Source organism: Kaistella chaponensis (assembly GCF_900156725.1).
Classification (GTDB): Bacteria; Bacteroidota; Bacteroidia; order Flavobacteriales; family Weeksellaceae; genus Kaistella; species Kaistella chaponensis.
Genome location: NZ_FTOI01000004.1, coordinates 209883 through 236641 on the forward strand (window position 1 = coordinate 209883; position 26759 = coordinate 236641).

Here is a 26759-nt window from a genome sequence, read left to right on the forward strand (position 1 = left end):
GACGAAGGAAGAGTATCAAGAATTATTTTATAGGAATAATCTTAGAATCTCGATTTAATATTCATTGCATTTTATAAAATTTCATAGGACGATAAATTAATCTTAAATTTAAATCAAAATTAAAATATGAATTTATACACCCAACCTATGCTCAAAGAAGACGCCTTAAAAGATAAAGTAGCCATCGTAACCGGTGGTGGAAGCGGCCTCGGAAAAGCCATGACGAAATATTTCCTGCAGTTAGGCGCGAAAGTAGTCATCACCTCCAGAAACCTTGAAAAACTTCAAGGCACCGCGAAAGAACTGGAAGAAGAAACCGGCGGAAAAGTTTTGTGTGTTCAGTGCGACGTGAGAAACTGGGATGAGGTTGAAGCGATGAAAGAAGCGACCCTAAAAGAATTCGGGCAAATTGATATTTTGCTGAATAACGCTGCCGGAAATTTCATCTCGCCCACCGAAAGATTGACACATTCTGCCTTTGATTCTATTTTGGATATCGTTTTGAAAGGCACGAAAAACTGTACTTTATCCATCGGGAAATACTGGATCGATCATAAAGTTCCGGGAACGGTCTTAAATATTGTCACCACTTACGCTTGGACAGGTTCTGCGTATGTCGTTCCTTCCGCTTGTGCAAAAGCCGGAGTTTTGGCAATGACCAGAAGTTTAGCCGTAGAATGGGCAAAATATGGAATCCGTTTCAATGCCATCGCACCGGGACCATTCCCTACAAAAGGCGCTTGGGAAAGATTATTACCCGGAGATTTGGCAGAAAAATTCGATATGCGCAAAAAAGTGCCGTTGAGAAGAGTGGGAGAACATCAGGAATTGGCGAATCTAGCCGCGTATTTGGTTTCCGATTATTCCGCTTACATGAATGGCGAAGTTGTAACCATCGATGGTGGCGAATGGTTACAGGGCGCCGGAGAATTCAATATGCTCGAAGCGATTCCTCAGGAAATGTGGGATCAAATGGAAGCGATGATTCGGGCAAAGAAGAATTCCTAAAATTAATCATAAAAAAACTTCAAGGTTTCTACAACCTTGAAGTTTTTTATAAATCTTATCTAAAATGTTTTAATTTTTCGTAAAAGTCAGTAAGTCTGTACCTCCATTTCCACCACTTACATCTCTTAATTTTATTTCTGTCGCAGATTTTTCAATAATTTCCCAATCGTCTGTTAATTCTTGAAATTGAGCAGGAGTTGTAAATCCTATATTGAAATGTAAATCACTCGGATTGTCATCGTTGCTGTTGCTATCTGTAACGGACCATGTTCCTGTATAATTATTGGTTCCATTATTTGCTGTCAAAACATTATTTGCTCCAAAAGTGAAATTATATCCACTAAACGTACTGGTTTTTATTTGATTGTTTTCAAAATAATAAGTTACTTTCCAGGTTCCGTTGTTCACAATATTAATGACGCTGCTCGGTGTATTTACAGGACTCGTTGAGTCGTCGTCACTTCGTGTGCTACAGCTTATGACAGAAGTGATCCAAAATATGGCCGCGATTAGGAAACCAAACTGTACTTTTTTTAAATTTTTCATACTATTTATTTTTATTGTAACGTACTACTAAATAGAATATTATAATTTCTAATTTCCATTGAAAAACATTTAAAAATGTAATCGGTTTAATGGGGTTTAATAGAAATGAATTTTGGTAATGAGGTATCCTTTGTAACAAAGTGAACCTTCTAAGATACTTATCACTAAAATAATCTAATGAATTTCAAAATCTTCAAACCGGTGTTTGCTTTTGCGATGGCCGTTTCTGTGCATTTTTCTGCACAAACCGAGGCGCCAAAGTACAGTTACACCGAAGCTTTCAAGCCGTTTTTTTATAAAAATAATGGAACGGAAACCCGCTCCGCAAGTGGACAACCTGGTCATCATTATTGGCAAAACAGTGCAGATTATGTCTTGAATGCCACGTTGAACGATGGTAAAAATGAAATTTCCGGCTCTGCAGAAATTACCTACACCAATAATAGTTTTGATGATTTGGGCTTTCTGTGGCTTCAATTGGATCAAAATTTATTTAAAAAAGATTCCCGTGGAAATGCGGTAATCCCATTGGGTGGAAGTAGAAATGGCGCGAAAGGTCAGGCGTTTGATGGAGGTTATACCATCAAATCAATAGAAATTATTTCCGCCAACGGAAAAAACCTGAAAACCACCCCGAAATATACCATTACGGACACCAGAATGCAGATCGATCTTCCACAGGAATTAAAATCGAAAGGTGGTGTAATTAAATTCGTAGTGAATTATTCATTCGTTTCCCCCAATTATGGATCAGACAGAATGGGAGTAGAACCGACGAAAAACGGTAAAATCTTCACCATGGCGCAGTGGTTTCCTAGAATGTGCGTGTATGATGACATCATGGGTTGGAACACTTTGCCCTACTTAGGAGCAGGTGAATTTTTCTTAGAATATGGAAATATTACTGCGAACTTAACCGTTCCTGCGAATCAATATGTGGTGGCTTCCGGAGAATTATTGAATCCGAAAGACGTTTACACCAATGATCAAATTAAAAAATGGGAGGCTGCAAAAAACAGTGATAAAACGGTAATCATCCGTTCTGCAGCAGAAGCAAATGCGGGTGAAAAAACTTCTTCCGCAACAAAAACGTGGAAATTTAAGATTGAAAACACCCGTGATTTTGCGTGGGCTTCGTCTTCTGCATTTATCTTGGATGCTGCGAAAATTAACTTACCGAGTGGTAAAAAATCCTTGGCTATTTCTGCCTATCCCGTAGAAAGTGACGGAAATGCTGCGTGGGGAAGATCCACGGAATATACCAAATCGTCCATCGAAAATTATTCGAAAAGATGGTTTGAATATACCTATCCAACTGCGGTAAACGTAGCCGGAAACGAAGGTGGAATGGAGTATCCCGGTATTGTTTTCTGTCACATGAATTCCAAAGGCGCAGATTTGTGGGGAGTTACCGATCACGAATTTGGACACAATTGGTTTCCGATGATCGTTGGTTCCAATGAAAGAATGTTTGCTTGGATGGATGAAGGGTTCAATACCTTTATCAATTCTATTTCCGAAAAAGATTTTAATAAAGGAGAATATTACGTACCAAAATCACTTCAACAGATGTCTTTTGCTTTTAACAGTGATCAAATGGAGCCTGTTGTAACCGCTCCGGATAATTTGAAGGAAAGAAATTTAGGATTTCTGGCTTATTACAAACCGGGAGCTGGCTTACAGATGCTGCGTGATAATATTTTAGGTGAGGAGCGTTTTGATAAAGCGTTTCGGGAATATATTAAGCGATGGGCTTTCAAACATCCAACTCCGGAAGATTTTTTCCACAGCATGGAAAATGTTGCAGGTGAAGATCTAAGCTGGTTTTGGAGAGGATGGTTTATAAACAAGTGGAAAATCGATCAGGCTGTAAAAGGAGTTACCTATAAAAATGGAGATTTTACCAAAGGAGCCATTATCAAGGTAGAAAATATCGGACAATTACCAATGCCTGTCAATATGGACATTAAGTTCAAAGACGGAACCACAGAAAATGTTCAGCTTCCGGTAGAAATCTGGAAAAGAAATTCTGAATGGTCGTTTGAAGTTCCTACTAAAAAGGAGATCGTTTCTGTTCAATTGGATCCAAAAGGAACGTTACCGGATGCAAATGTTTCCGATAATACTTTTAAAATGACAGGAACTACAGTTGCAGAAAAGATCGATCTGAAAGAATTTACCGGGAATTTCTCGAGCAAACAGATTCCTTTAAAAGTCACCACTACGGTAGAAAATGATCAGTTAATGTTGCAAGCAACTGGACAACCGAAAATTCCTTTAGCTTACGAAGGAGAGGGTAAATTTGGTTTCGAAATGGCAGGACTGGAGTTCCAGTTTACGAAAGACCGAAAGGGCTTTACCTTGAATCAAGGCGGTAAAAAATTTGAGTTTACAAAAGATTAAAAAAAAGACTACACGATTATATCGAAAACTCCTTCATTCATTTTGAGGGAGTTTTTTTTTCTACTTTTTTTTCTCAGCGGATGCTGTCATTCTCGAGTTTTATTCCTCATTTTTAGTGTATTGAGAAGCAAAGCCGAATAGAGCATGTTAAATATTTCTTGTTCAGAAAACCGATTTCTTAGTTAATTTGTAAACCTTTATATCCCTAAAACACTTTAAATAATCCATAATATAGCTCCTAATCTATTAGATAGAGACTATATCATTTTCCGCTTTTACCTTAAAATTCATTTTAATTCCAAATTTTAAGGTTTTTAAATTATAGACTATTTATGGTTGTTCGTATGCAGTTGTAGAATTTGTGTAATCATTATTTGTAATATTACGATTAAATAGATACAATTATGAAAAATTCATTCTTTTTGCGGTTTGCAGTTGCTGTAATTTTAGGCTTTCATTCGATTCCCTCTTTTTTCACGATGGATGTCATTCAATTTGGGCAGAATTATTTGGGTAATCAGGGTTTTGGAATCATGGGAGTTCCTTTTGCGATAATAATTAAAGTGATTCATCTTGTGGCAATTTTTGCGCTACTATTTAATAAATTTATCGTTCCAATTTCGGTTTTGAATATCATAATTTTAGTTGCAGGAATTATTATGATCCATTGGCAAGAGGGTTGGTATGTAGTGGGAGGAGGAAGAAATGGAATGGAGTTTAATTTTTTACTTATTTTTTGTTTTCTGACGTTCATTTTTCCAGACGGAATTAGTCTTCGGAAAAAAGAGGAGTTACCTATTTCGTAGACTTTTAATTGTAGTTCGTAGATATATCATAACTTTATAGTTATAAATTATAGAGTTTTGCCCTATGAAAGACAAGATACTTTACCATCTCATTTTCTGGGTTTTATATACCTTGTTAGAAATTTATTTAGATTTTGCGTGGTTAAAGTACCAGTTTCCAAAGATTTCGGATCTTCAGAGATTTTGGTACGCTATGAACGGTGAACTGGGCTATTTAGTGGTTAAGATACCCGTTGTTTATATCTGTCTTTATTTCGTGGATCACCCCTCGCATTACTTTAATTTTTTTATAAAGAAATTTGTTGCGGTACTTTTTGTTATATTATGTGGTGTTATGCTACATAGGATTTATGTGCATGATATTATTTACCCATTTATCTATAACCAGGTTGAAGGAGAAGCACGATTTGTCTCTATCGGTCTTTTTAACGGGTTTATGGATCTGCTTTTCGTTATTGCACTCGCTTTTGGAGCGGAAAAATCCTTGCAAAAAATCGAAATTAAAAATCAACTTAGCGAAATTACCAATCAAAAGCTCGACGCCGAACTTCGTCTCCTTAAAACGCAGATTAACCCCCATTTTTTATTTAATACGTTAAATAATATTTATGGTTTGTCGCTTATTAAGTCTGATCAGACTTCTGAAATCATTCTGAAGCTTGCTAAGATCATGCGTTATAATATTTTTGATTCTGCAAAAAATGAAGTTCCTATTGATAAGGAAATTGAGAACATTCAAGATTTCATCGATATCCATAAAATTAGACATCACTCATTGACTGTAGAATTTTCTCATGAAGTAGATAATAAATTACAGGGTATTTCACCCTTGATCTTGCTCCATTTTGTGGAAAACGCTTTCAAGCACGGAGTTTCCGAAAGTAGATTTGATTCCTTTATTAAAATTTATCTTTCGGTTCAAAATAACATTTTATTCTATTCTGTTTTAAATTCTAAAGAGGAGAATCCAAATAAAGAATCAACCAAGATCGGATTGAAGAATATTAAAAGACAATTAGAGCTACTTTATCCAAACCATAATCTCCAAATACATGAAAATGAGAAATTTTTTGAAATAAAACTTAAAATCTGTTTTAATAATAAATAATTATGAGAGATCAAAAATTTAAATGTATCATCGTAGAAGATGAGCCTATTGCATCGGGGATTATAGAAAATTTTTTATTAAGAAATCATGATTTCCAAATAATTGGAAAATGCTCAGATGCAGTTTATGCAAGTAATTTATTGTCTACACAAGACGTCGATTTAATGTTTCTCGATTTGAATCTGCCTGTGATAAAAGGTTTTGACTTTCTAAAAAGAATAAAAAATCCGCCCTCTGTTATTGTAACAACTGCATACCATGAATATGCTTCAGAAGGTTACAATCTCAATATCATCGATTACCTCTTAAAGCCCATCGCTTATGATCGATTTCTAGAATCTTTGAATAAATTTAGATATGCACGTAATGCAAAAGAAGTTTTTTCTGAGATGGAAAATCGTGATTACCTTTTTGTCAATTTTCAAAGGAAGAAGACCAAGATCTTTTTAGATGATATTTTTTACATTGAAAGTCTTCGGGAATATGTAAAGATTCACACCAAGGTTGGCGTGTATGATGTTAAAATACCTCTCAGCAGAATCGGTGAGCAACTTGATAAGACCCGATTTCAGAGAATACACAAATCCTACATCATCGCTAATAACAAGATCGAAGCATTTTGTGCAGCAAATATTATTGTTAATGGTAAAAAATTACCAATTGGTAAGACTTATAAAGAGTTGGTAAACATTGTCTAGAATACCCTTTTTGAATATTATAGAGTTTCATTCGTAGATAATATTTAAGCTTATGTAGATAATATTTCATCGTGTGTTTGCAAATATTGATTTTTGATAAGAATTCTTTAACAAAAATCAATAATAATGAAAAATCAGTTCAAACTCTTAACCGCAAGTGCTGTGTTTTTTTTGGCACCAGAATTATTTTTGGGGCAACAATTAAAATCTGATACTGTAAAAACGCAGGATATTGAAGGAGTTGTGGTCACAGCTCTTGGTATCAAAAGAGAAAAAAGATCTTTGGGTTATTCTACCCAAGAAGTGAAAGGGGAAGAAATAACAAAAAATCCAACGACCAATTTTCTGAACAATCTCTCTGGAAAAGTTGCAGGCCTGGAAATTAAGCAATCAACTAATTTTGGTGGTTCTATCAATGCGGTATCGCGCGGTTTTAAATCTATTTTAGGCGATAATCAAGCTCTTTTTGTGGTAGACGGCGTTCCAATTATTAATCGAAATATTAATACAAACGCGCAGCAAAACGCAGGTACAGGTTTTGACTATGGAAGTCCTGTTTCGGACATTAATCCAAATGATATTGAGACAGTAAACGTATTAAAAGGTGCTGCTGCAACCGCTTTATATGGATCCAGGGCACAAAATGGTGCCATTATTATTACCACTAAAAAAGGGAAGAAAAATCAAGCGGGGATAGGAATTGAGTTTTCCAGCTCGGTCACTGTATCCGTAGTAGATAAGGAAACCTTCCCAGAATATCAAAAAGAATATGGACAAGGATATTTAGGAAATGTCTTTGGCACCTATCAAGGAGCTCCGCGAGCAATATTTGGACATGATGCATCGTATGGAGCACCTTATGATCCCAATCTTCTGGTGTGGCAATATGATGCATTTATTCCAGGTGCAGCCAATTTTGGTAAAAAAGCGCCTTGGGTTATGGCTAAAAATGGACCTATCAGTTTCTTTGAAAAAGGGTTCAATACCGTTAATAATGTAGCGTTCAGTGGCGGCAGTGATAGAGCAACTTTCAGACTAAGTTATGGGAATACAAATGCGACAGACATTATGCCCAATGCTTCGTTGATCAAAAATAATTTTGGAGGAAATGCCTCTTATAAACTAAGCGAAAAGTTAACCGCTAATATTTTCGCCAATTATATCACGCAAGATACTAAAGGAAGAAATTCCACCGGTTATGGTGATAATATCATGAGTAATTTTCGGCAGTGGTGGGCTACGAATGTGGACCTTAAAGATCAAAAATATCTTTATCAAAATTTTAAAAAGAATTACACCTGGAATATTAAAAGCGTTACGAATTTAGCTCCTCAATATTGGGACAATCCCTATTTTCAGCGGTATGAAAATTATCAGACGGACAGTAGAGACCGCTTCGCAGGGAACTTCAGTCTTAATTATGATGTTTCAAAGAACTTTAATATTCTCGCGAGAACAGGGATTGACACGTACAATATGACGCTGGAAGAAAGACGAGCGACCGGTTCCGTACCCGCTAATTTTAGTTTTAATACAGTAGAACAACCTTCGGGATATGCTTTGACCAATCTAAAATTTACTGAAACAAACTACGACTTAATTGCCACTTATAAGAAAAACTTTGACAATGATTTCAGTTTGCAAATGTTATTGGGTGGAAACATCAATGTTCAGAATAATTATTCCGTTTCGCAGACAACTTCCGGAGGTTTGTATATTCCCGGACTCTACACGATTTCCAACTCTGTATCTGCACCTGCAAGACCATTGATATCCGATACTTCAAAATATATCTACGGTGCATTTACTCAAGCTTCCTTGGGTTATAAAAATACTTACTATTTAGAAGGTACTTTCCGTAGAGATCAGTCATCTTCTTTACCTTCGGATAAATCAGTGTACTACTATCCATCTTTATCAGGAAGTGTGGTGGTCTCCAATTTAATTAAACAAGACTGGTTAAGTTTTGCAAAATTAAGAGGAGCTTATGCAGAAGTTGGTTCAGATACTGCCGCTGATCAATTAAGAAACAGATACAATGTTCAGACTGCATTTGGAAATATTCCGGTATATTCTTACAGTACGACTTTGCGAAATGCGGAACTCCTTCCTCAAAAATTAAAAAATATAGAAGTTGGTGCTGAAGCGCAATTTTTTAAGAACCGATTTGGTTTTGACGTATCCTGGTTTAGGAACATCGCTTTTGATCAGATTTTGCCACTACCAATTTCTCTCGCAAACGGGTCAGGTGCAAAAGTTCAAAATACGGGTGAACTCACCACAAAAGGTTTTGAAGTATCGATCAACGTTACTCCGATAAGAACCGAAAATTTCAGCTGGAATCTCGCACTTAACTGGTCAAATCCTAATACAAAAGTCACAGCCTTGAGAGAAGGAATTGAGAATATTAATATAGGAGCATTTCAGGGAGGAATAAGTGTAAATGCACCATTAAACGGAGATTATGGAACGTTGTGGGGTGCAGATTTTGTTTATGACAGCAGTGGAAACAAAGTCGTTGGCGAAAATGGATCTTATCTAAGTACTACCGACAATAACAATAATCTAGGAAGTTTTCAGGCAAAATATTTTGCAGGACTTACCAACTCCTTTACCTATAAAAATCTTAGTTTTTCCTTTTTAATTGATATGAAGCAAGGAGGAAGTATTTTTTCTTTGGATCAATATTATGGTTATGGAACCGGATTATATCCAGACTCAGTGGGAATTAATGATTTAGGTAATCCAATCAGAAATACGCTCGCAAATGGAGGTGGAATTATTTTACCTGGAGTTATGGTAGATCCGAACAACCCAAACAACTACATTCCAAACACCATACGTTTAGACAAATCTCAATCAAGTCAGGTTTTAGAAACAGATTTTCCTACTGCTGCTTACGTCTACGATGCAAGTTTTGTGAAACTTAGAGAGGTAGCCATCAGTTATAAATTTGATGAAAAATTCTTTCAAAATGGATTTATCAAAGGTTTATCAGTTGGATTTGCAGGCAGCAATTTATGGATTATTCATAAAAATTTACCCTTTGCAGATCCAGAAGCTGGGCTTTCTTCTGGTAACATTCAAGGATACCAATCTGGACCGTTGCCCTCCACTAAAAACTTTTCCTTTAATCTAAAAGCTAATTTTTAAAAGATTTAATATGAAAAATAGAATAATAACTGCATCGATTTTATTTGTTATGCTATCCTGCACAAGAGATGACGTGAATCTTGATCAACATGCAACTTATGAAGCGATTCCTGAATCACTTGTAACCTATGCCGAGAAAGAGCTGAGTGATTATATGAATACCCCTAACGTCAATGAAAATAACTTTCGATTGACTATGCAATATTGGCAGGAAGTTACTTACGTAAGTGAAAGCAACTACAACTTCACCAATCGCAATGTTTCAGATAATATATGGGGATTAAATTACATTAATGTTCTTAACAATCTACAAAAAGCTAAAGATTTAATTAATGTTTATCAACCTGCAGCCTCTGAAATAAGTGGATGGGAAGTGAAGAAAAAAAATCAATTGGCTATCATAGATATGATGATGGTTTATACTTATCAGAATATGGTCGATCTTTTTGGAAATATACCCTATTCGCAGGCATTAAATAATGCACAATATCAATTGCCTGCATACGATAATGCCGCAGATATTTATGCGTCTCTGATCACGAGATTAAATTCAGATATTGCCAACATAACTAATGGAGGGAGTTTTGGAAGTGGAGATGTGTATTATAAGGGTGATTTATCAAAATGGAAAAAGTTCGGAAATTCGCTCTTACTGAAATTAGGAATATCCTTATCTGATGTAAATCCTACTTTAGCGAAAACCACCATAACCAGCGCTATTTCTGGAGGTGTTATGACTTCGTTAGATGACAGCTGTAAATTTCAGTATTTAAGTAGTTCACCTAATTATAATCCTATATATGAAAATGTCTTTGCTAACAATAGAGACGATTTTTTTGGAGCGAAACCACTTGTAGATTTTTTGAATTCTACTAATGATAATCGAGTTACTAAATTCTTTGATGATGTGGATGGTGCGTACATTGGACAGGTCGTGGGACAACCCGGGAATTTTGAAGATTTTTCTGCACCAGGTACTTTCGCTTACACATCTACCACACCGGGAAATATTTTGACTTATACCGAAGTAGCTTTTTATCTGGCCGAGGCTGCTGCCAGATTTAATTTGGGTGGTGATCCCAAAACATTGTATGACAAAGCGGTTAGCGCCTCGTTTTTGGAATGGGGACTGACAAATGCTCAGGCAGATGATTACTTGACTGCAAATCCTTTTGATGCGGTTAATTGGAAAAAATCCATCGGGCAACAAGCCTGGGTAGCGATGTATAATCAGGCGAATGTCTCTTACAATTTTTACAGAAGACTCGATTATCCTGTTTTGGTTGCGCCCTTAACCGCGATATCTAATGCAGAGGGAAAGGTGCCTGTAAGATTGCAGTATCCAACATTAGAAGCTTCAACCAACGGAACGAATTATACTAACGCCGGAACGGCAATTGGAGGCGATAAATTAACAACTAAATTATTTTGGGATAAATTTTAATTATTAAAAACAAAAATCATAGTTAACTTTATATTAAGTTAAATTTTTTCAACAATTTTATGCTTTTTGTACCGCTTTTTATGGAGGCGGTTTTTTTGTATAAAAATATATCGTAAATTTTAAATGATAAATATCAAAATAAAAAATTAATCCATCGCAATAAAAATTATTTTCTTAATTATAAATAAAATTGAGAGCGAATTGCAGATCTCAATTTCCTAAATTTATAGTTATCGATAAAAATTTGTAACATTTCATCTCCTTGCGTATTATAGTTATAGAATGGACTTCGAAAATTTATATCATCATTATTCTCCGAAAATATTCAGGCTGTGTCTGGGTTATTTTAATGATGTACATCAGGCAAAAGATATCACTCAAGAAACCTTTATCACGGTTTTTGAGCAATTAAAAAATCTTAAAAACCAGAATAATATTTCGGGTTGGATCTTTAAAATTGCAACAAATAAATGCTTAAGACAGATTGAAAATGAAAATCGCAAACAATCTGTTTACAATTATGATTTTTCTCTTCATGAAACAAAAGAAGTTCCGGATTTAGAGGAAAATTTCGCCAATCTTCAGAAATACATCTTTGAGTTGGAGAAGGTCACTGCTTTTTGTATCCCTGTTTCATCTTTATAATTCCTGGACAAAAATAAAGATTCAGAACAAAGATTATTTGCTCAATAATATTGATTTCATGGAGACTTTGGGGGAAAATCAAATGTGGAAAGCAGTAAAACAACTTGTAATAAACAGTATCTCCATCACCTTGCTATCTATTGCTGTCTTTTTATTGTTTCTGGATAAATTGCTAAAATCAGACTCACTTTTTATGCTCTTTTTGGTGATGATGCTACTTTTCAATGGCATACCCTGGTTTTTTATCAAACCTAAATTGCATTTAAAAATTAAATCTGATAACGAAAAAATTATTTCTAAAGTCGACAAATTTAAAAAATTTTTAAAAAATTAGTTATGAAAAATCTACTCATTATATCGCTTTTACTTTTTCAACTGATTGCTCTTGCACAGACAAAAACGCTTTTGCATAAGGAAGTGAAAAGAAAATATATCATCTATACCCCGAAGGAATTGGATCCTGGCAAAAGTTATCCTGTCGTTTTCAATTTTCATGGCGGTGGAATGACACCCGCGGAGCAAATGCTATACACTGGATTTAACCGGATTGCAGACAAATACGGTTTTATCGTTGTTTATCCACGGGGGATAAAAGAAGATTGGAACGTTGGTTTTGGGATGTCGTACAAAGAGGGGACTGATGATATTGGATTTACTGAGAGTTTACTTAATCAAATCCAAAAAGATTATAAAATAAATCCTAAAAAAGTTTATGCTACCGGATTATCCCGCGGCGGTTTTTTTTGTCATCGGATTGCGGCAGAATTACCCCATCGACTTTCTGCCATTGCAACCGTTGGTGCTTCAGTGCCAGATTCGGTGGCCATTTACAAGAAAAACCCTATGCCAGTTAAAGTTTTAATGATCCACGGAACGGAGGATAAAGTGGTAGACTATGCTGGAAAACATGGCGGATATTTTTCAGCGATGAATTCTTATAAATTTTGGAAAAATAATGACGCTTTAGAAGATACAATAACCACCATTGATCGAGATAAAAAAGATCAAACCAGCCTGAATATTTTAACATCAGCATCTGGCAACACCTCCCTTTTAACGGTGGTTAATGGAGGTCACACGTGGCCTGGAGCGGATGATTTCAATATCGGATTGCCCATTGGATTAACGTCAAAAGAAATCAATATCAACGAATATATTTGGAATTTTTTCGAAAGACTAGAATAATTACACTAAATCTTTTTGAAAATACAATATTAAAATTCTCATGAATATCGATGTATAAAATTATTCTCCTATAGAATTTTTCTACATTATTCTGATATAGATATTAAATAAAATAGTGCAGTTATTTGTACTTAATGCTTTTCGTAGACAAAATCAGGCAGTTGAGAGATAAGATTTTCATCATACTTAAAGATTATTGAAATTGCACTCTTAAATAATAAAAGGTTCGGCTATATAAAATTTGATTCGTTACAGTCATCGTCATTTATTTCAGATAATATTTAAAAATAATCTTTCAAAAAATTAAATTATGAAAAAAATTAAAAAAATTTCAATTATTCTTTTCGTCACTGTTTTTTCACTCTTGGTAATTTCTTGCCGAAAAGATGATGACACTAATGATGGCCCAACTAATGCTTATCCGAGAAAAGTTAAAATCACTTACGTAGTTACTAGTCCCCAGTCTACTTCCTTACAATTAATTTCATACAACAATGAAACCGGCGGAGTCAGTAATGTTACTAATCCAACGCTACCATTTTCAAAATCAATCACAAGAACAGTGAATCAATATGACACAGCATCTATGGGTTTTGGAGGTTTACCAGACACAAATGTAAAACTGGAAATTTTTGTCGATGATAAACAAGTAGAGACTCAGACTTTTACTAATGTTGGAACGGGCGCTTTAGTTCATTTATTTCCTTAAAATCGAGACAATGAAAATATTTTTTTTATATATCCTGTTTTTATCACTTACAAATTTAAAGGCTCAAATTCCATTACCTGAGTTTAATGATAAGCCAGCTTATTTTGACCAGAATAAAAAACAACTGGTTGAACTTGAAAAATCACAGTATAATACTATGGCTAAAGCGAAGGGACTTTTCTCTGCAGAGGCTGGTTTTTTTTTGGAAGGAGCTACCTCTAAGGTTTTAATTCCGCGTCAAACTGAATTGAAATTTATAGTAAAAGTTGTACCTGGAACTGATGCATCTGCAGTTTTCGATTTAGCTCAATTTGAAATCAGGAAAGACAAAAGAGTTTTTATTGCTTCACAGGCGAAAATTGGTAGTAGCTCAACTTCTTATCAGAAAATAGATTTCGAACTTGTGAAAATAAAAGAAGGTTTTTATTATTTGGTTGCTAAAAACTTAACGGCAGGACAGTACTTTTTCGGCTCCAAAGACGCAATGTTTGCTTTTAGTGTTTACTAATTAGCATCACCCTAAAGGGGTAATTTATTAAAATGTAACTTATCTCCTTTGTGAAAAAAGTTTATTGGTTTCCTTATTTATTATTCATAGTGTTTTTTTTCATGTTTAAATTAGGTTCTTGGATTTAGAACTTAATTGCACTTCAACTAACTTTTTCTTTTGATAAAGGTTAGTTGATTTTAGTAAGAAGGAGGATTAAAGGTTCTATTCAATTTAGGAGTATTATTAATTTCTGGTTCAGTCTGGTTTTAGTAAATAATATTATAACAATAAAACATAATTCAAAAATTTTCTAATCAATGAAAAAACAACTTTTAGCAGTAGCAACAATGATCACATTTGGATTCATGAATGCTCAAGCTCCTTTGGAAAAAGGAGGCACACAATTTAACGCAGGTTTTGGAATCTCAGGGTGGGGAACTCCGGTTTATGCGGGACTGGATTATGGAATTGCTACCGATTTAACAGTAGGTGTGGAAGGATCATATCGATCTTACAGCCAGGTAGGATTCAAAAGCTCCATTATTGGTTTGCAGGTGAATGGTAATTATCACTTTAACAAAATTTTAAGTATACCTAGTAAATGGGATTTTTATGCCGGTGCGAGTGCAAATTATTACATCTGGAATACGGACTCTGCTTACGAATTACTTGCTGAAGATAGTGGTTTTGGAATTGGATTTCAGGTAGGAGGTCGATACTTTTTTTCGGATACATTTGGTGTAAATCTCGAAGGAGGAAGCGGAAATTCTACTACAGGTGGTAAATTAGGAATTACATACAAATTTTAATTTTCCAACTTTTTGTGGGTGCAGGTTATTTTTGGTAAAAATTAGCACCCGTACATTAAGTAAATAATCATTTCCAAAATGAATCGCTAAAATCATCAACCATTATACTACCCGAAATATGAAAGCAGCAATCTATAAAAAATATGGAGGTCCGTATGTCGTTTCTGTACAAAAAGTTGGAAAACCTGAACCTTCAGACAAAGAAATTTTAATTAAAATTTCCGCCTCTACCATTAACCGTACCGATACCGGTATTCGCAGTGCTGAATATTTCGTAACTAGATTTTTTTATGGATTATTTCGGCCTAAGCGTCAAATTTTAGGGTGCGAATTTGCCGGAACAGTAGAAAAAAAAGGCGGTAAAGTGTCCAGATTTTCAGTGGGCGATGAGGTTTTTGGATTTAATGAAAACACTTTTGGTGGACATGCAGAATACCTCAAGATTTCTCAGGATGCGGCCGTGAGCACCATTCCGAAAAACCTGTCGGTTGTAAAATCTGCTGCAATTTTAGAAGGTGCTCATTACGCACTCAATATTATTAGGGCCGCAAAAGTGAGAAGTGGTGCCGATGTGTTAGTTTATGGCGCAACAGGTGCGATTGGATCTGCAGCAGTACAACTGTTAAAAGCAAAAGGTGCTGAAGTAACCGCGGTCTGCAATACCAGAAATGTACAATTGGTTAAAGATCTTGGTGCAAACGCGGTAATCGATTATCAAAAGGAAAACCTCTTCGACATTTCCACGCGTTTTGATTTTGTTTTTGATACGGTGGGCAAAATCAACTTTAGTAAAAGCAAAGCATTGTTGAAGGAGAACGGTATTTACATTTCTACAGAACCAGGAAAGAATTGGGAAAACGCATTTCTCGCAATGAAAACATTTTTCCGGGGAAAAAAAAGAGTGCTTTTTCCTATTCCAAAAATTGATCAGAAAACCGTTATTTATTTGAGAGATCTGGTAGAGCAAGATCTGTTCAGTCCCGTTATTGATCGGTATTTTTATTTGGATCAAATTGTAGATGCACACACTTATGTAGATTTAGGAATGAAAACCGGTAATGTTATAATTCTGATGAATGGCTCAACCCGCTCTGATTAAAATTTTTTAAAAAAAATAGACTGCAAGTCGTAGCAACTTGATACGCTAGAAGCTTTTCCGGTAAAAAACACTGTTTTAAAAAAGAAAGATTATGAAATTTACAGCAATTTTGTGCCTGTTTCTGATTACTGCATGCTCCATTAATAATAGGGCACAGACTGTTAACAATATGCTAGAAAAATCTTCGATTGATCATTTTATAGAAAGTAAAATGAGCGAAACAGGAATAGTTGGCGTCGGAGCAGCAATAATCATTGACAAAAAAATTGTTTGGGAAAAAGGATATGGTTATGCGGATTTAGTAAATAAAAAACCTTTTACTACCGAGACCGTCATGAATATTGGCTCCACAGCCAAAAATTTTACGGGAGTCTGTTTAATGAAAGCGGTGGAAGAAAAGAAATTATCATTAGATACCGACATTAATAATTATCTACCCTTCAAAGTGATAAATCCTTATTTCCCAAACGAAAAAATTACGCTTCGGAATCTTGCTACACACACTTCCAGTCTTGCAGATCGATCTCCTTTTTATGGAGATACCTATAATTACGGCGGCAAGTCTGATGAGGAATTGGGCAGTTTTTTACAAAACTATTTCGATCCTGAGGGGAAATATTATTCTCAGGACAACTTCTTAAATAATAAACCGGGTACTTATTATCAATATTCTAATATACCGGCTGCATTAGCAGGTTATATTGTGGAGGTTGTTATGGATAAAAAACTGCAGGAGCTTGGTAAAGAAATCATTTTTAAACCTCTGAAAATGAAAAACACGGCGTGGTCTTTAGATGAAATAAAAGTGGAAAATCATACCAAATTATATGAAATGAAAGGAGATATGCTTAAGAGCATTCCACTATATACCTTTCCAACTTATCCTGAAGGAGGAATTCGGACTTCTGTTTCTGATCTAGCTAATTATTTTACAACAATTTTAAATGATGGAAAATATAATAGTGGTGAAATTTTGCAAAAAGAATCCATTCAAAAGATGAAAGAATATCAATTTACTGCTTCAAATAGACCTGAAAATGTAAATCTTTCAAAACTAAACTCGGGAATTTTTTGGAGTACCAAATTAGGCGCAACCCGTATTGGTCATAATGGTTCTGATCCTGGCGTAAGGGTTTTTATGCTATCGAATCTAACTGAGGAAATTGGAGTTGTTCTCTTTATCAACACCTCTATCGATGATGAAGGAGTGCCATTTGATATCTATGAGGAACTGTATAAATATGCAAACGGCTTGCGGGAAAAAGAGTAAGTGATTTACAGAAAGGCTTTCTAAATTAAGCAAAATATATATTGAATTAGACGAAACCGATAGATTACAATAGTACCCAAATAAAACTAATTAAATAAAATTCAACCAACATAAAATAAGAAATAGTTTTTTGAATCCCAGACAATCGGCTGAAGATCTATTGAACCCAACCAATAACTTCAAATTATGAAAAAAAAATTACTAAAATTGAAATGGATGTTCCTTGTTTTATTGTTTCCATTTTCCGCGATGGCCCAAAACATCTATTTCGTTGATGCAAGTAAAGCTGATAATTCGGGAGCAGGTACCAGTTGGACCACTGCAAAAAAAGATCTGCAAAATGCCATTAATAACGCATCTAGCGGAGATGCAGTTTGGGTAAAAGCCGGAACTTATTTGCCGACACACGACCCATTTGGAAGCACGGCACCCGCAAATAACCGAGACAAAACTTTTACCCTTAAAAATGGTGTTAAAGTTTATGGTGGATTCGCAGGAACGGAAACCTTGTTCAGCCAGAGAGACTGGAAAACTAACCAAACAATTTTGAGTGGGGATTTGGGAACGACCAATGTTTTAGCTGATAATGCTTATCACGTGGTCATAAGTGTAAATTTAACAAATGCTACAGTTTTAGACGGAGTTACGATCACCAAAGGATACGCCACTGCACCCTCAACTTCGAAAATAACAGTCGGAACCCGCGTACTACCGAGGTACCATGGCGGTGGAATTTTTAACACTTTTTCCGCGACAAGTTTTGCCAATTGCAAAATAACTTTGAATAGCGCAGATTGTACCAATACTGATGATGATGCGGTGGGAGCGGGAGTTCTTAACAATAGTTGTTCATCTTCCTTCACAAATTGTGTAATTGAAAGCAATTCATTTCTTGTGGGCGGTTCAAGTTTTGGCGTTTTTGGCGCTGGAATGGTAATTAATGGAGGCAGTTGTTCCATTCTTAATTCCGTATTTTCTAATAATACAGGCGGTTCTGGTTTTTTAGATTCTTCAAGAGGAGGTGCCTTAGTCATTGATGGAACGGCTAATATTGTAAATTCAGTTTTTTACAACAATTCGGCTCAAAATGGTGCGGCTTTATTATTTGGAGGAGGTGATGCCAATTTATCAACGGTTACCAATTGTAGCTTTGTAAATAATACAGGATCATTTGTGGGCGTCGGTTATCAGGGATTTTCTAAAGCAATATTTAAAAATTGTTTGTTTTGGAACAATACGCCGACGAGTAATCCTGTAGTTGGACGTGATGAAATTTACAGTCAGGAAAATAGAATTGGATTTCAACCTACTTTTATAAACTGTATCATTAGAGATGCGACAGGAAATCCCTTAGCTATAACAAATACTGTATTAGTTAATAGTTCGAATAGCAATCCTTTGTTTGTAAATGCAGCAGATGGTGATGGAGTAGATAATCAATGGGCAACCGCCGATGATGGTTTAACATTACAGAATTCAAGCCCGGCAAAAAATAGTGGAATCACAGGTTCAGGGATTCCAACTCTGGATATTGTTGGAAATATAAGAGACAGTCAACCGGATTTAGGCGCGTATGAGTATCAGGTACCCTGCATAAATCCTATTCCATACAACCTTAGTGGTGGTGGGACTTATTGCGCGGGCGGTGTCGGACACGTAGTCAATGTGCTAAACTCGGAAATTGGAGTAATGTACCAGTTAAAAAATGGCACCAATAATGTTGGTTTTCCATTAAATGGAAACGGTGCTTCAATTGGCTTTGGAAACCAAACTGCCGCCGGAACTTATACCGTAGTTGCTACCAGAACGGTCGGTGGTTGTTCCTCTACCATGAATGGTAGTGTGACCATAAACATCACTCCGAAAGTAACGCCGACATTTACCGCGGTTAATCCAATTTGTGCAGGTGAGATTTTAGCATCTTTACCCACTACATCAAATAATGGGATTACCGGAACCTGGGCTCCAGCTCTAAGTAATACGCAAACTAAAACCTATACTTTTACTCCTTCCACTGGGCAATGTGCAGAAACAGCCACCTTGACAGTTACCGTTAATTCTACACCAACACCAACAGGTGCAAGTAATCAAACTATTAATGTTACCAACAGTAATGATGCAACGATAGAAGATCTTATTGTAAATCCTACAAATGTTATTTGGTACGCATCCTTAGCAAACGCCAATTCCAACACAAATGCTTTGCCGGTAGGAACAGTATTAACTGATGGTGCAAGCTATTACGCAAAAACATTAAGTAATGGATGTTACAGCGGTGTTTTTGCAGTTACGGTGACGGTAAATATCACCTTGGGAATTGGTATGATTGAAAAGCAACAGATAGAATTTTTCCCTGTGCCAAGTTCTGACTTGGTGTTCATTAATGCGACCATGAAAATTAATGAAATGAGTTTGTACAATGCAAGTGGGCAAAAAATTAAAGATTTTAAAACAAATTCCAAAAATGTGACGATCGATCTATCCCAATTAGCGGTAGGAGTTTATCATTTAAAAACGCAATCTTCAGAAGGTGCGAAAACCATTACTTTAATTAAAAAATAAAATAAAAAGTAAAAGTTGAGAATACGATGATTGATTAAATTTATTTAGAGATTCACAGCATTCGATCAGGGGAATTATTGCATTTGAAATCCATGTCACAAAGACCGGGGCAAAGAAAAAATTGAATCAGAATAAATCCAAAGTTGAAAATGATCGGATCATAGAATCTCTTTCAAACAGCAAAAAAACGAATGAGCAGTTAATTGCTAAATATGAAGGATTTTGAATAAATCAAATTCCAAAAACCATGACGAACAGTAAGAAATTTTATAACCCTGGGATCTTCTCCGATATCAAAAATAGCAAGGAGACCAACCGAAAGCTCCTGACTTCATAAAACAGCAACATGCAATATCTTTTTTTAACTGGAATTATACTTTCTGCTTTTCATTCATTTGTCTTGTTTTCGAAAAATGATAAGCGATTATCCGATTATGTATTGGCTCTATGGTTTTGTTTTTCAGGCATTTCCTTGTTTTCATTTTTCTTGGTTTATTCGGATAAACACCTAATCTATCCGTCTCTAACTGTTTTAGGGATGCCTTTTCCGCTGCTAATTGGACCACTTCTGCTTCTATACACAAAATATCAAACCACCACTAATTCGTTTAAAAAAAGTGATTTACTACATGTTTTTCCCTTTGCAATCGTGTTTTTCCTCTTTGTCAATATTTATTTTTTACCCTTTGAAAGCCGAAGCGAAATACTCAGAAGTGGTGGAAGGGGATATGAGATGCAAGGCTTTATAAAACTTCTGGCAATTTATATTTCGGGCATGGTTTATATTCCGTGGTCGGCAAAAAAACTTTTAGACTACAAAAAAAATATAAACAATCAGTTTTCAAATACCGAAAGAATCAATTTTAATTGGTTACTATACCTCATTATTGGAATGGCTATTGTTTGGATTATCATTTTATTTGTCCAGGATGATCGCTTCATTTTCGGCGCAGTATCCCTATTCATTATTTGGATGAGTTATTTTGGTACCAAACAAGTTCAGATTTTTAGGGCAAATTCATTCCCATCAGAAGAAGAAGAAGAAGAACCTCATTCCGATATTTGCGAGGAAAATAATCGCGATGCAGAAACACCCAGATATTCCAAATCAAGCTTAAATGTTGAAAATATTCTAGAAATTCATGCCGCTTTAATAAAAGTTTTGAATGAAAAGCAACCTTACCTCAATCCAGAACTTAAGCTCACCGATTTGGCGGTCTTATTAGGAGTACACCCAAATCATCTTTCACAAGTAATTAATTCCCAATGTGGAAAAAGTTTTTACGATTTAATAAATGAGCGAAGAATCCAAGAATTTATTTTCCGCCTGAAACAAAAAGAAAGTAAGCAATACACTTTGGTTGCGTTGGCTTTTGATTGTGGTTTTAATTCTAAAGCTTCCTTTAATAGAAATTTTAAAAAGTATACTCAGCTTACCCCAAGTGATTATTACAAGATATCAATGCAGCAGATTGAGACTTATCTTCCTGTTGAGGAGATGTTTATTTAATAAATTACTGAACTACAACGATTTGTAAATTAGAAAAAGCACGTATCATCTTATCCAATAAGTCGTTTTCTGAAAATGTCTCTGCTAATTTTGCATCAAATAAAAATAGAAAATGTCAAAATTAAAACTCGTAATTATCTTCCTGGTTATATGTACCAATTTTTCTGCACAAGTTAAAGATAGTACCAAAACACGCAAAGCACAGATCACGTTTGCTTATCCGCTTGGAACGAATGGAAAAAATGCAATTGAATACACTAATAAGTTTTCTTTTAACATTATTTACGGTATAAATGGAGGTTTTAATGGGGTTGAGATCGGCTCTGTTCTCAATTATAATAAAGGAGAGTCAAACGGATTTCAGCTGGGAACAGTGAATGTACAACAAGGAAATTTTAAAGGATTTCAGATGGGCGTATTTAATTTTACAAAAAAATTGAATGGCATTCAGTTCGGCGTTATTAATATTTTAGGAGATGCAGACCAGGGAATTCCTATTGGGATAATCAACATAGTGAAAGGTGGATTGTATGAAGTAGAAATTACGGGTGGCGAATTTATTTATGGTAACGTGAATTACAAAATGGGCGTCGAAAAATTCTACACTATTTATAAAATAGGTTACGCTACATCCAATAGTAATACGATATACACTGCTGGTTTAGGTTTCGGAAGAAATTTTCGACTATCAGAAAAGCAGAAATTAAGCATTGATTTTTCCAGCAGTCATATTTCATTAAATAAGAGTTGGAAAGGTAGTCTGAATATGCTCAACAAAGTGGACTTCAATTATCAACATAAACTATCGGAAAAATTATCATTCATAATTGGGCCGTCTTTTAACATCTATCTCACCGAGGAAAAATTGGACGGAGAATATGGGACTTTAAAAATTCCGTATTCCATGTATACTGATGAGTGGAGCAAAGGTAAATTATGGATGTGGATTGGCGGAAATGTTGGGTTATCACTGAAATTGTAAGGCAGCTGATTAACAATCTGTGAATGTACAATATAGATCTAAAAGTCGCATAAAGATGAAACCTTACGATTTGCAGACAAAAAAGTACTATTCGCAGAATGTATTTTTTTAAGCGGAAGAGAAAGCGAAACTTTGTACCAGATCATTAATAAATAAATCGTGAAAAAATATCTTTTTTTATTCCTGCATATTGGATTTTGGTTGTGCTACCTATTTTTGGCGCTGATCATTATTGCAGTTTATAATGGCGGCGAGGATAATATTTCTAGTGAACGTTTCCTTCATACACTGCAACTTATTATTTTTTTAGCGCTAATTCCTTCTTTTGTTGCTTTTTATGGCTATTACCACTTTGTGTTTAGGCAATACATCATCAAGAAAAAATATGCACAATCTATTTGCTTTTCCTTGCTCATTTCCCTCACCACAGGATTTTTAGGCTATGTGTTGCTTTACTTTTTCCTGGACACTTATTGCGAGAAAGGTTCTACGATGAGCTCATTTGTGGGAATTACCTTTTTTTCTACCGTAATTTCTACCATTACAGGAATAGTTGCATTACTAATGCAAGGGTTTATCACGTGGATTGATGAAATTAATATGAAAGAAGAATTATCTCTTAAAAATAATGAAATAGAATTAGCCTTAGTTAAATCCCAACTTGACCCTCATTTTTTGTTTAATACAATTAATAATATTGATGTTTTGATTTCTAAAAATGCGACGGCGGCATCTAATTATTTAAATAAATTATCAGAAATAATGCGTTTCATGTTATACGAAACCAAAACTGAGAAAATTTTTCTTGCAAAAGAATTATTGTACATCGAAAAATATATTGAGCTGCAAAAAATCAGAACTTCTAATGCGAGTTTCATCAGTTTTTCTGTAATCGGGAAATCAAATAATTTTCTTATTCCACCGATGATTTTTATTCCATTTATTGAGAATGCCTTTAAATATGCCACGAATAAAAAAATAAGGAATGCAATAAGTATCTCACTGATGATCAGCAAAGACACTATCACCTTTGTTTGTATAAACCAATTTAATCCTGATGCAAAAAAGGAGTCCGCAAATAATGGATTGGGAAATCAACTCATCAAAAAGCGATTAGATTTAATTTATGAGCGAAGCTACAAATTAAATGTTTCAATTGTAGTCGATTTATATAGTGTAACCTTAACAATTCCTACCCATGCGTAATTTCACCTGTATAATTATAGAAGATGAACCTCTTGCTTTAGAAAGAGCAATTGATTTTGCTGGAAAAATCCCTTTTTTAGAAGTGCGGGCAAGTTTTGACAATTCCCTTGAGGGACATGCTTATCTACAAAATAATGAGGTCGATCTTTTATTTTTAGACATTAATATGGACGAATTATCGGGGATCGAACTGTTGGAAGGTACCAAGATACAAAGCCAGGTCATTATAACAACGGCATATCAAGAATATGCGATGAAAGGCTATGAACTAAATGTTTCTGATTATTTATTAAAACCATATTCATTTGATCGATTTTTAAAAGCAGTTACCAAATCTGTACAGAATCTTTCTAAACCTACCTACAATGTTGTAAAGGAGAATATTTTCGTAAAAACTGAAAATAGACTGGAAAAAATAACCATCTCAGATATTATTTTCATTGAAGGGATGAGAGATTACAGAAGAATTCACTTGACTAATAAAAGGATCATGACTTTACAGAATTTTAGTGAATTAGAGCAAATTATTCCATCAAACATAGTATGCCGAGTTCACAAATCCTACATGGTTGCTTTAAATAAAATAGAATGTATCGAAAGAAATAGAATCAGATTGGTAGAAAAAATTATTCCAATTTCAAGTACTTACAGAGCATCTTTTTTCAAGCAAATTGATCAGTGAGAAGTTTTCAATAATCCTGAACTTAAAATAAATAACAAAAAATTAAAAATTAACTAACTAATTAAAAATGAACTTAAAAATAATAATCTTCCTGGGTTTTATAGCAATATCAAGCGTAATAAAGGCGCAAGATAAAATAACAATTAGTGGCACAGTAAAAGATGACAAAACAACAGAAACATTAATCGGGGTCAATATTTATATCCCAGAACTCAAAATAGGTACAAGTACAAATGGATATGGATTTTATTCCCTAACAATTCCTCCTGGGAAATATACAATTCAATCTAGTTATCAGGGATTTCAAACCTATTCAGAAACTTTAGAATTTACTTCCAGTTTAAACAAAGATATTTCACTAACGGACGACGTTAAAAATATTGAAGAGATCATTCTTACAGGAGATAATAAAAGATCCGAAATAAAAAAAGCGGAGATGAGCACGAATAAACTCAATCTGCAAACAATCAAAAAAATGCCGGTTGTTTTTGGTGAAGTGGATATCATAAAATCAATTTTACAACTTCCTGGAGTTACAAACGGTGGTGAAGGACAGTCCGGTTTTAATGTTCGCGGCGGATCTGCTGATCAAAATTTAGTGCTTTTAGATGAAGCTACTGTTTATAATACATCACATTTGTTCGGATTATTTTCAGTATTTAATTCGGATGCCATAAAAGATTTAAAACTGTATAAGGGTGGAATTCCAGCACGTTACGGTGGTAGACTCTCTTCTGTGCTAGATATTTACCAAAAGGAAGGCAATAAAGAAAATTACAGGTTTTCGGGAGGTTTGGGTTTAATTTCCGCCAGATTAATGGCAGAAGGCCCAATTGTAAAAAATAAAAGTTCCTTCCTTTTAGCAGGAAGAGGTTCTTATGGACACTTATTTTTGAAGTTATCTGATAATAAAAATTCGGCTTATTTCTACGATCTAAACACTAAAGCTAATTTTGAAATAAACAAAAACAACAAATTATTTGTATCCGGCTATTTTGGACGAGACGTATTTGATATAAATGGTGGTTTTGTAAATACTTATGGAAACACCATTGCTAATGTCAGATGGAACCATTTATTTTCCGACAAATTATTTTCCAATTTGTCCCTCATCTACAGTGACTACTATTATGGTTTAAAATTAGATTACTTCGGGTTTAATTGGGACAGCGGTATTAAAAATTTCAATCTGAAGTATGATTTTAAGCACTATTTGGGTAATTCTACAAAATTAACATATGGTTTAAACACGCAATATTTTGAATTTAATCCTGGAAAGATTACACCAATCGACGCTGAATCTGGAATTAACGAGAGGCAGTTAGATAAAAAAAGAGCCATAGAATCGGACTTATACTTTGATGTGGATCAAAAATTATCAGAGGCTATAACAGTTAATTCCGGTTTGCGATATAGTCTGTTCTGTAGATTTGGACCCCAGAATGTGAGCATTTACGATAACAATCAAGCAGTAGTTTTTAACGAAGAATTTGGGATATATGAAAAAGCAATTCCTACCGGTATAAAAAGTTACAAATCCAATGAAGTGATTGCACAATTTGGAAATTTTGAACCTAGAGTTTCTATTTCTTATTCTTTAAATGAAAACCAATCCATTAAAGGAAGTTACAACAGGATGGCGCAATATCTTCATTTAATTTCTAATACCAGTTCTCCAACTCCGCTTGATATTTGGTCTCCCAGTGATGATTTTTTCAAACCTCAATTACTTGATCAGTTTGCAGTAGGATATTTTCGAAATTTTAAAGACGACAAATATTCTGTTGAGATCGAAACATTCTACAAAAAAGCCACCAACACTGTAAATTATATTGATGGATCCGAGTTGGTTGGCAATAATAACCTAGAACAAATTATACTCAATGGTAGAAGCCGGGCTTATGGAATAGAATTTCTACTCCGCAAAAACACAGGTAAATTACAGGGATGGATATCTTACACGCTTTCTAGAAGTGAACAGCAAACCCCTGGAAGATCACCGAATGAACCGGGAATAAATAATGGGGATTGGTATAGAAGAAGTTATGATAAATTACACAATTTATCGGTTACAGGAATGTATCAATTAAGTGAAAAATGGAATTTAGGCTCAATTTTCACCTTACAAACGGGACAACCTACCACTTATCCTAATGGCCAATATGAGTATCAAGGCATTATTATTCCAAGTTTTGGAAATAGAAATGAAAGCACGCTGCCAACATTTCATCGTCTGGATGTTTCTGCAACGTATGTTCCTAAACCAAATAAACAAAAAGGATGGCGCGGCGAATGGGTTTTCAGTATTTATAATATTTATAATAGACAAAATGCAGCATCTGTTAACTTCAGACAAAATATAGACACAGGAGAGACCGAAGCAGTTAAGTTTTCTATTTTCGGAATCATTCCGGGCATTTCATACAATTTCAAATTTTAAATCA

At 34.8% G+C, this 26759-nt stretch carries 21 protein-coding genes; 20 read left to right on the plus strand and 1 reads right to left on the minus strand.

The genetic code is table 11. The annotated features are described in order from the left end of the window. The first annotated feature begins 126 nt into the window (after nucleotides 1–126). On the plus strand, nucleotides 127–1008 hold the full coding sequence (locus tag BW932_RS06065; protein WP_076386427.1) for an SDR family oxidoreductase: 882 nt from the start codon (nucleotides 127–129) through the stop codon (nucleotides 1006–1008). Nucleotides 1009–1077: 69 nt separating this feature from the next. On the opposite strand, the gene BW932_RS06070 is transcribed toward BW932_RS06065, so the two are convergent. Further along, on the minus strand, nucleotides 1078–1554 hold the full coding sequence (locus BW932_RS06070; RefSeq protein ID WP_076386429.1) for a hypothetical protein: 477 nt from the start codon (nucleotides 1552–1554) through the stop codon (nucleotides 1078–1080). A gap of 177 nt (nucleotides 1555–1731) precedes the next feature. Between BW932_RS06070 and BW932_RS06075 the strand changes: the two genes are divergently transcribed. The 19 genes from BW932_RS06075 (at nucleotide 1732) to BW932_RS06170 (ending at nucleotide 26755) form a co-directional block, all read left to right on the plus strand. After that, nucleotides 1732–3957 (plus strand): M1 family metallopeptidase, encoded by a 2226-nt coding sequence (locus BW932_RS06075; protein WP_076386431.1) that lies wholly within the window; start codon nucleotides 1732–1734, stop codon nucleotides 3955–3957. 404 nt (nucleotides 3958–4361) lie between these two features. Then, nucleotides 4362–4763, plus strand: coding sequence for a hypothetical protein (locus tag BW932_RS06080; protein WP_076386433.1), 402 nt, complete (start codon nucleotides 4362–4364; stop codon nucleotides 4761–4763). A 64-nt stretch (nucleotides 4764–4827) separates the two neighbouring features. Beyond that, complete coding sequence (locus BW932_RS06085) at nucleotides 4828–5871, plus strand: sensor histidine kinase (protein WP_076386435.1); 1044 nt, start codon at nucleotides 4828–4830, stop codon at nucleotides 5869–5871. A gap of 2 nt (nucleotides 5872–5873) precedes the next feature. Then, nucleotides 5874–6569, plus strand: a complete 696-nt coding sequence (locus tag BW932_RS06090) for a LytR/AlgR family response regulator transcription factor (protein WP_076386437.1) — start codon at nucleotides 5874–5876, stop codon at nucleotides 6567–6569. A 126-nt stretch (nucleotides 6570–6695) separates the two neighbouring features. Next, complete coding sequence (locus tag BW932_RS06095; RefSeq protein WP_076386439.1) at nucleotides 6696–9722, plus strand: SusC/RagA family TonB-linked outer membrane protein; 3027 nt, start codon at nucleotides 6696–6698, stop codon at nucleotides 9720–9722. Between the two features lie 49 nt (nucleotides 9723–9771). After that, complete coding sequence (locus tag BW932_RS06100) at nucleotides 9772–11166, plus strand: SusD/RagB family nutrient-binding outer membrane lipoprotein (RefSeq protein ID WP_245820661.1); 1395 nt, start codon at nucleotides 9772–9774, stop codon at nucleotides 11164–11166. A 282-nt stretch (nucleotides 11167–11448) separates the two neighbouring features. Then, nucleotides 11449–11811: an RNA polymerase sigma factor gene (locus BW932_RS06105; protein WP_076386443.1), complete on the plus strand. Its 363-nt coding sequence runs from the start codon at nucleotides 11449–11451 to the stop codon at nucleotides 11809–11811. A 336-nt stretch (nucleotides 11812–12147) separates the two neighbouring features. Continuing rightward, nucleotides 12148–12996 (plus strand): alpha/beta hydrolase family esterase, encoded by an 849-nt coding sequence (locus tag BW932_RS06115; protein WP_076386447.1) that lies wholly within the window; start codon nucleotides 12148–12150, stop codon nucleotides 12994–12996. A gap of 310 nt (nucleotides 12997–13306) precedes the next feature. Beyond that, nucleotides 13307–13705, plus strand: a complete 399-nt coding sequence (locus tag BW932_RS06120; protein WP_076386449.1) for a hypothetical protein — start codon at nucleotides 13307–13309, stop codon at nucleotides 13703–13705. Nucleotides 13706–13715: 10 nt separating this feature from the next. Further along, entirely contained in the window at nucleotides 13716–14213 is a 498-nt protein-coding gene (locus tag BW932_RS06125) for a hypothetical protein (RefSeq protein WP_076386451.1), read from the plus strand. A 299-nt stretch (nucleotides 14214–14512) separates the two neighbouring features. Next, complete coding sequence (locus BW932_RS06130; RefSeq protein WP_076386453.1) at nucleotides 14513–15004, plus strand: hypothetical protein; 492 nt, start codon at nucleotides 14513–14515, stop codon at nucleotides 15002–15004. Nucleotides 15005–15122: 118 nt separating this feature from the next. Next, nucleotides 15123–16103 (plus strand): NAD(P)-dependent alcohol dehydrogenase, encoded by a 981-nt coding sequence (locus BW932_RS06135; RefSeq protein ID WP_076386455.1) that lies wholly within the window; start codon nucleotides 15123–15125, stop codon nucleotides 16101–16103. Nucleotides 16104–16194: 91 nt separating this feature from the next. After that, nucleotides 16195–17373, plus strand: a complete 1179-nt coding sequence (locus BW932_RS06140; protein ID WP_084566458.1) for a serine hydrolase domain-containing protein — start codon at nucleotides 16195–16197, stop codon at nucleotides 17371–17373. 186 nt (nucleotides 17374–17559) lie between these two features. Then, the gene (locus BW932_RS06145; protein WP_076386459.1) at nucleotides 17560–19935 is read left to right on the plus strand and encodes a T9SS type A sorting domain-containing protein; all 2376 of its coding nucleotides are present in this window, start codon (nucleotides 17560–17562) and stop codon (nucleotides 19933–19935) included. Nucleotides 19936–20281: 346 nt separating this feature from the next. After that, nucleotides 20282–21445: a helix-turn-helix domain-containing protein gene (locus BW932_RS06150; RefSeq protein ID WP_076386461.1), complete on the plus strand. Its 1164-nt coding sequence runs from the start codon at nucleotides 20282–20284 to the stop codon at nucleotides 21443–21445. 112 nt (nucleotides 21446–21557) lie between these two features. Continuing rightward, nucleotides 21558–22427: a hypothetical protein gene (locus BW932_RS06155; RefSeq protein ID WP_076386463.1), complete on the plus strand. Its 870-nt coding sequence runs from the start codon at nucleotides 21558–21560 to the stop codon at nucleotides 22425–22427. A gap of 159 nt (nucleotides 22428–22586) precedes the next feature. After that, nucleotides 22587–23633, plus strand: coding sequence for a sensor histidine kinase (locus BW932_RS06160; protein WP_076386465.1), 1047 nt, complete (start codon nucleotides 22587–22589; stop codon nucleotides 23631–23633). After that, nucleotides 23626–24315 carry a LytR/AlgR family response regulator transcription factor gene (locus BW932_RS06165; RefSeq protein ID WP_076386467.1) on the plus strand — a complete coding sequence of 230 codons (690 nt, stop codon included), beginning with the start codon at nucleotides 23626–23628 and terminating at the stop codon, nucleotides 24313–24315. Before BW932_RS06160 ends, BW932_RS06165 begins: the two co-directional genes overlap by 8 nt. Nucleotides 24316–24382: 67 nt before the next feature. Continuing rightward, entirely contained in the window at nucleotides 24383–26755 is a 2373-nt protein-coding gene (locus tag BW932_RS06170) for a TonB-dependent receptor (protein ID WP_076386469.1), read from the plus strand. Nucleotides 26756–26759: the final 4 nt, after the last annotated feature.